Below are 9,057 nucleotides of genomic sequence, written 5' to 3'. Positions count from 1 at the left end.
GTCTCTCCTGACTGAGGGGGGTGCGCGCCTGTGGAAGCGGCACGCCCCCGAATCGTACCGAGCCGGTGGCCTCCCTCGCTAAACGGTATTCCCCAAGCCCCTCACTCCTCCCCGGTGCACGCCTCCTCGAAGAAGTCCAGATTCTCGTGCAGCGCCTTCATCAGCCGGTCCCGTTCCGCCTCGTCGACCTGTACGGGAGCCACTCCGACCGCCCCTGTCAGCCGCCGGAAACCGCCCCTGCGCTCCAGCCTGCCGCCCACCTGGATCGGCAGCCCGACCAGATGCGCGTGCCCGGCGATCCGGTACGCCTCCTCGTCCAGCACCATCCGTACGTGCGGCACCTCGGCCCCCGCCAGCACCCTCAGCCGCACCGTCCCCCCGCCCCTCGGGTCCGACCTCCGCATCCGTACGACCGCACCCGTGATCCGTACCGGAACCGACGGCTCGTCCCGCAGGTACCGTGCTCCCGCCGACCGGAGCGCGGGCAGGTCTCCCGGCGAGAACTCCACGACCTCGGGCCGCGCCGCGCAGCCCGGCGGCGCGCCCGCCGACGGCGCCCAGTCCAGCGCGATCCGCGCGCCCTCGGCCCCCTGCACCAAGGCCACCACCGCCTCGGTCAGTTCATGGCTGACCCCCGCCTCGACGGCCGCGTCGAAGGCTTCCATCCCGCCCGTCGCCCGCTGGTAGTCCGTGGCCTCGCGCGCCGCGTGCAGCGCGTGGTGCAGCCGTACGACGGTGCTCCGCCCGCCCGCGACCGGTACGAAGGCCGTCAGCCTGCGCCCGCCGGTCCCCGCTCCCACCAGTACGCCTTCCAGCGACGTCTGCGCCTGCCGCCGGTGCCGCGCCCCGTAGTACCCGGCCCGTCCGCGTGCCGCGAGCGCCGCGGCGAGCAGCATCTGCCGGGCCGCCGCCCGCAGCTTCTCCTGGGCGGGCCAGGCGGCCGCTCCCGTCACGTCTTCCGGTACGTCCCGCGACCAGCGGATCTCGTCGCTGGGGACGGCGAGCTGGACCAGCACCTCGCGCGCGGACGGGGCGGGGCAGCGCTCCAGGGCGTACAGCGCCTCCCCGAGCAGGTCCTCACTGTCGGGGAACGCCCGCGATTCCGGGACGAGGAGGCTCGTGCCCCTGCCGGAAGGTCCCGGCGGCGTCCACCGCGCGTAGCGGCCCGCCGCTCCCCCGCGCCGCTGCCACCCGTGCCGGGCGAGGAGCGCGCCGAGTACGGCGGGGTCGACGTGGGCGGGTTCGGGTCCGCCGCCGCCCCAGCTGCCCGCCGGTTCCCCGGGGTGTTCTCGTCCGGACTCGTCGATGGGCCGGTACCGGTGCATCAGGGTCTCCCTCCCGCCCCGACGCGGGTCATGATCTCGCAGAGGGCTCGGTCGTCGAATATCCGCGAGGTGGGGACCCGCACGTTGGTCCTGTGCCTGCCCGTCACGGGGTGTCCGGCCAGGTTGATCCAGTAACAGCAGTGGCGCAGGTCGAGCCGTTCGTGTCCGGCCCGCAGCCAGTCGTCGCGGCTTCTGGGCACGAGCATCACGACCAGGATCTTGTGCACCGAGACGGGGGTGCGCGCCAGCTTCACCAGGTGGTCGTTGTCGAGGGTGAAGGAGAAGGCGTTGCCCGGGGGGTGCGGGGCGATCTGGTAGGTGCACTTGAGCTGGACCTTGATGGTCACTTCGTCGTCGATGGTGTGCACGGGCGATCCGTGGCTGACGTGCCAGTCGATTCCGTTGTCCGGAAACGGCTGTGAGAGCGAGCAGCCCGCGGCTGCCGCGACGGCGTGCAGATAGCCCACCTGGAGTGTCTCCATGCAGGCGGTGGTGGCGAGCGCGCCTCTGAGCGGGGTGGTCCGCTCGGGCAGCAGCCCGCCCGGTTCGGGCTGCGTGAGCGCCATGGCTGACGTGTGCCTTCCGGGCCGTGCCGAATCGTTTGCTCGTGTTCGCGCGGTCCCGGCCGTGGGTGCGCCGAAGTGCGCGGGATCGACGGAGCGTCAACTTCGCTCCCCGTCACCTGTGTTGTCTCCGTACGGCTTATGGCGTAAACGGCCCGGGTATCACCGCTTCGGGCAGAAAGCGCACCGGGTCCTTCCGTGGAGCACGCCGCCTGCCGTCGGGACATGAGGAGTTGGGGACATGACGTGCTGGTACGAGGGGCCGCTCGCGGCCTTCGACACGGAGACCACGGGCGTGGATGTGGAAGGTGACCGGATAGTTTCGGCCGCCCTGGTCGTGCAGGAAGCGCCGGGGTCGCGGTTTCGGTCCACCAAGTGGCTGGTGAATCCGGGCGTTCCGGTGCCCGCGGGGGCCACCGAGATCCACGGGCTGACGGACGAGCACCTCCAGCGCAACGGCCGGTGGCCGTCGCCGGTGATGGAGGAGATGGCGCGGGCGCTGGCCGAGCAGTGCGCGGCGGGGCGTCCGCTGGTCATCATGAACGCGCCGTTCGACCTGACCCTGCTCGACCGGGAGTTGCGCCGCCACCGGGCGTCGTCGCTGGGCCGGTACCTGGAGGCCGGGCCGCTGAACGTGCTGGACCCCCGGGTGCTGGACAAGCACCTGGACCGGTACCGCAAGGGCCGCCGCACCCTGACCGACCTGTGTGCGCACTACGGGGTGGAGCTGGCCGGGGCGCACGACGCGGTGGCGGACGCGACGGCTTCGCTGGAGCTGGTACGGGCGGTGGGCCGCCGGTTCGCGACCCGTCTGGAGCGCCTCTCCCCCGCCGAACTGCACACCCTTCAGGCGGTGTGGCACGCGGCGCAGGCGCGCGGTCTCCAGGCGTGGTTCGCCCGCAACGGTTCGGACGAGGCGGTCGATCCGGCGTGGCCGCTGCGCCCCGAGGTGCGGGCCCAGGCGGCCTGACCGGACCGTGTCCTCGGGGGTGTCAGCCGGAGGAGGCCCGCTTGAGGGCGACGAGCCCGGCGATGGCGGACAGTCCCACGATTCCGGCGACCACGCTGAGCAGGAGCTGGAAGGCTCCTTCCAGCTGGAAGCTGACGAGGGCGTTCGCCGCGACGGCGATCGCGAGCAGCAGCCACAGCATCGTCTTGGTCATGGTGGTGTCCATCGGGGCTTTTCTCCTGTCGGTACGGCGTTTCTTGTACCGACCACGCTAGGAAGACGGCCCTCGCCAGGACAGGGCGCCGCCCCCCGGACCGCTGGTGGTGCCAGCACCACCACGGCGCTTCGCCCTGCCCCCTGCTGAGGTGTGCTCCGGCATGCAGAAGGCCGGTCCGTCTGTGACGGACCGGCCTTTCCCAGGTGGGCGATACTGGGTTCGAACCAGTGACCCCTTCGGTGTGAACGAAGTGCTCTCCCACTGAGCTAATCGCCCGGGAACGGGTTGAACCATACAGCGCTTTTCGGGTTGGGTTCAAACCGCGTCCGTGCGGTCCTTCCGTCCCGCGGCCTCGGCGGCGAGTCCACGCCGTCCCGCGCGCATCATCAGGGCGTGGTTGGCGAGGAACACGGGCCGTCCCGGCACGGCGAGGCGGCGCAGCAACGGCTTGTTCACCCGCACTTCCTGCTCGTACCGGACGACGGTGCCGACGCCGTGCGGGCGCAGTGTCCAGCGCACCCAGCCCTCCAGATCCCCCGTCATGCGGACTTCGAGGAGTCCGGCGTCCGGGTCGCCGCGCCCTTCGTGCACGCCGACGACCAGGTCGTACGGGAGCAGGGAGCGGAAGCGGGCGGTGCCGCTGTGCTCGTCGACGCGGGCCGCTTCGCGCACTTGGGGCCACCAGCGCGGGTAGTCCTCGGCGTTCTCCAGCACGGCGTAGACGGCGGCGGGTCCGGCGGGCACTTTCCAGATGCTGAGGAAGCGGTAGTGGCTCCAGTCCATGTGTCCAGTGTGCCGCTGTGCGGGTGCGGGGGTGAGTACCCGTGTGAGTACGCGCACGTATCTGAGTATCCGCACCCATGACGGACGGTCGGCCCCCCTCCACACTCTGTCCATGACGAACGTTCCGCCGCTCGCACCCGCCGAGGAGTTGCGCCGGCTCGACCAGGAGTTGCTGCGGCTCGACGCGCACCGCGCCCAGTTGCTGCACCGCCGCGCCTGGCTCCTGAACCTCCTGAACACTCCGGTCGCGCCGCCGCCCCGGCCCGGCGTGCCCGGAGGGAACGCGACGCGGTCCGCCACGCCCACGCCCGGCCCGAGTGCGCAGAACGTGCTGCTCACCCTGGGCGGCGTCCTGCTCGCCGTTGCCGCGCTGGCGTTCACACTGGTCGGCTGGGGCCAGTTGGGGATCGCCGGGCGCTCGGCCGTGCTGGGCCTGGTGACCGTCGCGGTCCTCGCCGCTCCCGCGCTGCTGGTGCGGCGGGGTCTGGTGGCGACGGCGGAGTCGGTGGGGGTGCTCGGCCTCGTCCTGACGGTGCTGGACGTGTACGCGCTCCACCAGGTCGCCTTCGCGGGCGCGGACGGCACGGCGTACACCGCGGCTGCCGCGACCGCCCTCGCCCTGCTCTGGGCGTCGTACGGACTGCTCGTTCCCCGCTTGCGCACTCCTCTGCCTGCCGCGCTTCTCTCCGCCCAACTGCCGCTTCCGCTGGGGGCGTTGGCGTACTCCACCACGCCTACGCCCGTCCTCTGGGCCCTGTTGGCGACGGCCGCTCCGAACACGCTGCTCGCGGTGTGGAAGCTCCCGGCGAAGGCCCCTGCCACAGCCGCCCCAGCAGCGCCCACAGGCGCCCCGCGTCCCGTCCGCACCTCCGTCGCCGCCCTGCCCGTCCTGCCCGTCCTGGCCGCCGTACTCGCCTGGCTGACCGGGTCCGCCGTGCTCCTGGCCGCGCTGACGATGTCGCCGTTCGCGGATTCGTCCGCCGAGGCCCTGCGTCCCTCCGGTCTGCTTCTCGCGGGCGGGGCCCTCACTCTGGCCGCCTCGCTGCGTCGTCCGCAGGTCGCGACCGCCCTGGTCGCGGGCCTTGCCGTGGTCGCCGCCTTCGGCGGTGCCGTACGCCCCGCGCTGCCGCTCGCCTGGACGGTCCCGCTGTATCTGGGCTGCGCGCTCGCCCTGCTCGCCCTGTCCGTGCGCGCCCGGCGCCTGCCCCGGCCCGTCCGGCATGGTCTGGCCTGGTCCTCCGCCTCGGTGGGGACCGGTGCCGTGCTCTCGACGCTGCCCGTGCTGATGCTGGCCCTGACGTCGGGCCCGCTGTCCCGGCTCGCCGCCCCGTGGCAGGGCCTGCCCCCGACCTTCCGGGAGACCGTGGCAGGCGGCGAGAGCGGGGAGCTCCCCTGGCAGGCGATGTCGACGGCCCCACTGATCCTCCTGGTCGCGGCGGCCGCCCTCGCCCTGTTCCACCGCCGCCGCCCGCACCCCGCGTCGGCCGTCGGCACCGTCCTCCTCGCCGCCGCCGCACTCCTCGTGGTGCCGCTCTGCCTGAACCTCCCGTACGTCGCCGGGCTCGCCCTGTACGTCGTCGTGGCGGCGGGCTGCCTGGCCCCCTTGGCGCTGCCCGTCGCCACGCCCCCGACAGCCGTCCGCACCGCCTTCTCGACCGCGGCGCTGGTGACCGGTGCGGTGGCCTCGGCCGCGGTGTCCTTGCTGGCCGTCGCCACGCGCGGCACCACCTTCGCGGTGTTCGGCGCGCTGCTCCTGCTCTGGCTGGTCCTGGCCGTACGTACCCCGGCCCCGGTGGCGCGCGCCCTGGGTGCCGTCGTCTGTGTCGGGTACGCGATGGCTCTGGCCTGCGCGTCGGGTGCGGCTCTCGGTCTGCCGGTCCGGCACACGGCGCTCCTGGCCCTCGCCGTACCCGCCCTGGTGGCGCTCCTCGCGGCGCGGGTCCGCAGCGTTGCGATGGAGATCGCGGGTGCGGTCCTGGCGCTGGTGCCGTTGGGTCTGGCGGCGGGGCATCTGCCGACGCTGTCCCTGGTGCTGGCCCTGTCGGGCGTGATCGCGGCGGGGACGGCGGTGCGCCCCGAGCGCCGGGCGGTCGGCTGGGCGGCGGGCGGTCTGTTCGTCGCGGCGAGCTGGGCGCGGCTGGCGGCCTGGGACATCGGCGATCCCGAGGCGTACACCGTCCCCGCGAGCGTTCTGGCGCTGACGGTGGGCGTGCTGCGCCGCCGCCGCGACCCCGGGTCGTCGTCCTGGCTCGCGTACGGCCCCGGCCTGTCGATGACCCTGCTGCCGAGCCTGGTCGCCGCCTGGGCGGACGCCCACTGGCAGCGTCCGCTGCTGCTGGGGGTGGCCGCGCTGGTGATCACCCTGCTGGGGGCCAGGTACCGGCTCGGTGCCCCGCTCCTCCTCGGCGCGATCGTGCTGAGCCTGGTCTCGCTGCACGAGCTGGCTCCGTACGCCGTCCAGGTCGTCGGCGCGCTCCCCCGCTGGCTGCCCCCGGCACTGGCCGGTCTGCTGCTGCTGGCGGTGGGGGCGACGTACGAACAGCGTCTGCGGGACGCGCGCAGGCTGCGGGAGCGGATCGGCCGCCTCCGGTGAGGATCCGGCGGGGTTTCCACCGGCCCTCTTTCGGGAGGGCCGGTGGAAATGCCAGAGGCCCGAGAGACTTTGCAGTCTCTCGGGCCTCTGATCCCGGGTGGGCGATACTGGGTTCGAACCAGTGACCCCTTCGGTGTGAACGAAGTGCTCTCCCACTGAGCTAATCGCCCGGGCACAGACAGAACATTACCGCATGTCAGCGCGTGCCCCCGACCACTTTCCGGCTGTCTCGCAGCCGCTGGTCACTCGTTGATCTTCCACGGCATGACGATGCCGAACTTCCAGACGTAGATCCCGACCAGTACGGCGATGATCACCAGGCCGATCGTGGTCAGGATGATGTTCCGTCGCCGCACCTTCGGGTCGAGCGCCTTCTGGGCGGCCTCGGTGAGCTTGCGCTTGGTCCAGCGCATCACCAGCTGTGCCCAGACGAACTCGGTCGCCCAGATCGCCATGCCGCCGAAGATCACGACCCAGCCGGGTCCCGGCAGCGGAAGCATGATGATGCCCGCGATCACGACCGCGAGGCCAACGACGAAGACGCCGACCTGCCAGCTGAGGTGGAGCGTCTTGCGCGCCTGGATGTACTGCGGCGCACGCGATCCGAGCCCTCGCTCGTCGGTGGCGCCCCCCGTTTCGGGTTCGGCGGTCGCCGCGGCGACCCCGTCCCGCCCGTCACTCTCCGCATTCATGGAGCCCAACGTACCGGACTGATTGCCTTCACCGGAATGGTCGTACGAGTCAAGTCCGGACTCGGCCGTACGAGCGACATCAAGAGACTCAAAACACTCATAAGGGTTTACAACATCCCTGGAGGTGGCATGTCGATTTCGCCGACGTGCGAATCCCCGAGCGCACACTGAGCGAAAGGCCCTGGCGCTTATGAACACCACGGTCAGCTGCGAGCTGCACCTGCGCCTCGTTGTGTCGAGCGAGTCATCACTGCCTGTACCCGCGGGCCTGCGGTACGACACGGCCGATCCCTATGCCGTGCATGCCACCTTCCACACCGGAGCCGAGGAAACGGTCGAGTGGGTCTTCGCCCGCGATCTCCTCGCCGAGGGCCTGCACCGGCCCACCGGAACCGGCGACGTCCGAGTCTGGCCGTCCCGGAGCCACGGTCAGGGCGTCGTCTGCATCGCCCTGAGCTCACCGGAGGGCGAGGCCCTGCTCGAAGCCCCGGCGCGGGCGCTTGAGTCGTTCCTGAAGAGGACGGATGCCGCAGTGCCACCCGGCACTGAACACCGGCACTTCGACCTCGACACGGAGCTCTCTCACATCCTGGCCGAAAGCTGAGCCAGGTCGAGAGTCGTTCCTCGCCGTCCGACTCGGGGAGACGGCGCGGATCGGACAACCACATAGGGACAACTTCATAAGCCTGCCGACTGCGCCGTCGCCGCGGAATCCACCGCGGCGACGGCGCAGCCATGCCCGGTTCGGACCGCCCACGGGGCACTGTCCGTAGCGTTCTGGGTACGAGCGGCTAGAGTCGGCCAGCACCGGCGGGCAACGGCCCGCGTGCAGGCCAGGGAGCAAAGCGTGCTGATCCCCCACGACACCCGGCGAGCCCTCGACGTCGTCGTCGGCCTCGTGAACACCGCGCCGGAGAGCGAGCCCACGGACCGCCTCACCGATGTGGAGGCGCTGAACGACTTCGCGCTGCGCTACGACGTGAGCGACGTCGGCGAGCTCACCGAGGCCGACGTCCGGGCCGTACGAGAGGTACGGGGCCGCTTCGCGGAGGTCTTCGGGGCGCCCGACCCACGGGCCGCCGCCGACCTGATCAACCAGTTGGTGGCGGCGGCGGGCACCACGCCCCGCCTCACCGACCACGACGGCTACCACTGGCACGTGCACTACTTCGCGCCCGGCGCCTCGATGGCGGACCACCTCGCGGCGGACTGCGGGATGGCCCTGTCGTTCATCCTGGTGTCCGGGGAGCTGGAGCGGCTGCGGCGCTGCGAGGCCCCGGACTGCCGTCACGCGTTCGTGGACCTCTCGCGCAACCGCTCCCGGCGCTACTGCGACAGCCGGACCTGCGGGAACCGGCTGCACGTAGCGGCTTACCGGGCGCGTCGTAAGGAAGCCTCGGGCTGAGCCGATGCACGGCGTACCGACGCACGGCGCAACGACGCCCGGCGTACGGCGATCCGGGCCGGGTCGGTCAGGGCCGGGTCAGTCCAGGAACAGGTCATGGACCGCTCCCATCAGGAGCAGCGCGCCGATGAAGGCGAGGAAGATCATCAGCGGCGGCTGGGAGAGCGCGAAGAGGCACCCGCGCGCATCTTCGGCGGGCACGGGTGCCGGGGTCTCGTCGGGGGAGGTCTGGAGCATCTCGGGGCGATGATGACGCAGCCCGGTGGTACCGAATGACCAACACGCCCACTAACGGCGGTAGTTCACCGGATTCTGTGTAAATACACAATCGCTCCACTGTCCGAACGGCCAGGCCGACGGGGCACGACGGGATACGGAAACCGGCCCCGCACCCAGGAAGCCCGCAGCCCGTCAGATCCCGTGCTTCTTCAGGATCGCCTCGATGTCGGAGAAGTCCTCGTCGGAGTGGAGCCTGCGCGGGATTCGCCGGGATTTCCGATGGTGAGCCGCCCCACACTGCTGGGTTTCGC

Annotated in this window: 10 protein-coding genes and 2 tRNA genes; 4 read left to right on the top strand and 8 right to left on the bottom strand. The window is 71.7% G+C overall.

Annotated features, from left to right (window positions below):
- Positions 1 to 101 precede the first annotated feature (101 nt).
- Positions 102 to 1,325 carry a hypothetical protein gene (locus tag OG897_RS13850; RefSeq protein ID WP_266656193.1) on the bottom strand — a complete coding sequence of 408 codons (1,224 nt, stop codon included), beginning with the start codon at positions 1,323 to 1,325 and terminating at the stop codon, positions 102 to 104.
- Positions 1,325 to 1,891 carry a DUF4365 domain-containing protein gene (locus OG897_RS13845; protein ID WP_266656191.1) on the bottom strand — a complete coding sequence of 189 codons (567 nt, stop codon included), beginning with the start codon at positions 1,889 to 1,891 and terminating at the stop codon, positions 1,325 to 1,327. Before OG897_RS13845 ends, OG897_RS13850 begins: the two co-directional genes overlap by 1 nt.
- Before the next feature lie 238 nt (positions 1,892 to 2,129).
- Between OG897_RS13845 and OG897_RS13840 the strand changes: the two genes are divergently transcribed.
- Positions 2,130 to 2,858 (top strand): 3'-5' exonuclease, encoded by a 729-nt coding sequence (locus tag OG897_RS13840; protein ID WP_266656189.1) that lies wholly within the window; start codon positions 2,130 to 2,132, stop codon positions 2,856 to 2,858.
- Between the two features lie 22 nt (positions 2,859 to 2,880).
- Here the strand turns inward: OG897_RS13840 and OG897_RS13835 are convergent, their stop codons facing one another.
- From OG897_RS13835 to OG897_RS13825, 3 genes are all read right to left on the bottom strand, one after another.
- A complete protein-coding gene (locus OG897_RS13835) occupies positions 2,881 to 3,063 on the bottom strand; it encodes a hypothetical protein (protein WP_266656187.1) in 183 nt (60 codons plus the stop codon).
- A 195-nt stretch (positions 3,064 to 3,258) separates the two neighbouring features.
- Positions 3,259 to 3,330, bottom strand: a tRNA-Val gene (locus OG897_RS13830).
- A gap of 39 nt (positions 3,331 to 3,369) precedes the next feature.
- Entirely contained in the window at positions 3,370 to 3,837 is a 468-nt protein-coding gene (locus tag OG897_RS13825) for an SRPBCC family protein (protein ID WP_266656185.1), read from the bottom strand.
- A 112-nt stretch (positions 3,838 to 3,949) separates the two neighbouring features.
- Here OG897_RS13825 and OG897_RS13820 point away from each other — a divergent pair, with 112 nt between their 5' ends.
- A complete protein-coding gene (locus tag OG897_RS13820) occupies positions 3,950 to 6,430 on the top strand; it encodes an SCO7613 C-terminal domain-containing membrane protein (RefSeq protein ID WP_266656183.1) in 2,481 nt (826 codons plus the stop codon).
- Positions 6,431 to 6,528: 98 nt separating this feature from the next.
- Here the strand turns inward: OG897_RS13820 and OG897_RS13815 are convergent.
- Both OG897_RS13815 and OG897_RS13810 read right to left on the bottom strand, forming a co-directional pair.
- Positions 6,529 to 6,600 (bottom strand) — tRNA-Val (locus OG897_RS13815).
- Positions 6,601 to 6,672: 72 nt separating this feature from the next.
- The gene (locus OG897_RS13810) at positions 6,673 to 7,122 is read right to left on the bottom strand and encodes a TIGR02611 family protein (RefSeq protein ID WP_266656181.1); all 450 of its coding nucleotides are present in this window, start codon (positions 7,120 to 7,122) and stop codon (positions 6,673 to 6,675) included.
- Between the two features lie 190 nt (positions 7,123 to 7,312).
- Here OG897_RS13810 and OG897_RS13805 point away from each other — a divergent pair, with 190 nt between their 5' ends.
- Entirely contained in the window at positions 7,313 to 7,726 is a 414-nt protein-coding gene (locus OG897_RS13805) for an SsgA family sporulation/cell division regulator (protein WP_003959770.1), read from the top strand.
- Positions 7,727 to 7,969: 243 nt separating this feature from the next.
- Complete coding sequence (locus OG897_RS13800; protein WP_266656179.1) at positions 7,970 to 8,527, top strand: CGNR zinc finger domain-containing protein; 558 nt, start codon at positions 7,970 to 7,972, stop codon at positions 8,525 to 8,527.
- 78 nt (positions 8,528 to 8,605) lie between these two features.
- Here OG897_RS13800 and OG897_RS13795 read toward each other — a convergent pair whose 3' ends face one another.
- Positions 8,606 to 8,764: a hypothetical protein gene (locus tag OG897_RS13795; RefSeq protein ID WP_266656177.1), complete on the bottom strand. Its 159-nt coding sequence runs from the start codon at positions 8,762 to 8,764 to the stop codon at positions 8,606 to 8,608.
- Positions 8,765 to 9,057 lie beyond the last annotated feature (293 nt).

It is taken from the genome of Streptomyces sp. NBC_00237, from assembly GCF_026342435.1.
Classification (GTDB): domain Bacteria; phylum Actinomycetota; class Actinomycetes; order Streptomycetales; family Streptomycetaceae; genus Streptomyces.
This window is presented reverse-complemented; position numbering and strand designations above follow the sequence as displayed.

Bases quoted from the DNA above. Each gene is read 5' to 3' on its own strand.
- OG897_RS13850 (WP_266656193.1), bottom strand. From the start codon at position 1,325: ATGCACCGGTACCGGCCCATCGACGAGTCCGGACGAGAACACCCCGGG.
- OG897_RS13845 (WP_266656191.1), bottom strand. From the start codon at position 1,891: ATGGCGCTCACGCAGCCCGAACCGGGCGGGCTGCTGCCCGAGCGGACC.
- OG897_RS13840 (WP_266656189.1), top strand. From the start codon at position 2,130: ATGACGTGCTGGTACGAGGGGCCGCTCGCGGCCTTCGACACGGAGACC.
- OG897_RS13835 (WP_266656187.1), bottom strand. From the start codon at position 3,063: ATGGACACCACCATGACCAAGACGATGCTGTGGCTGCTGCTCGCGATC.
- OG897_RS13825 (WP_266656185.1), bottom strand. From the start codon at position 3,837: ATGGACTGGAGCCACTACCGCTTCCTCAGCATCTGGAAAGTGCCCGCC.
- OG897_RS13820 (WP_266656183.1), top strand. From the start codon at position 3,950: ATGACGAACGTTCCGCCGCTCGCACCCGCCGAGGAGTTGCGCCGGCTC.
- OG897_RS13810 (WP_266656181.1), bottom strand. From the start codon at position 7,122: ATGAATGCGGAGAGTGACGGGCGGGACGGGGTCGCCGCGGCGACCGCC.
- OG897_RS13805 (WP_003959770.1), top strand. From the start codon at position 7,313: ATGAACACCACGGTCAGCTGCGAGCTGCACCTGCGCCTCGTTGTGTCG.
- OG897_RS13795 (WP_266656177.1), bottom strand. From the start codon at position 8,764: ATGCTCCAGACCTCCCCCGACGAGACCCCGGCACCCGTGCCCGCCGAA.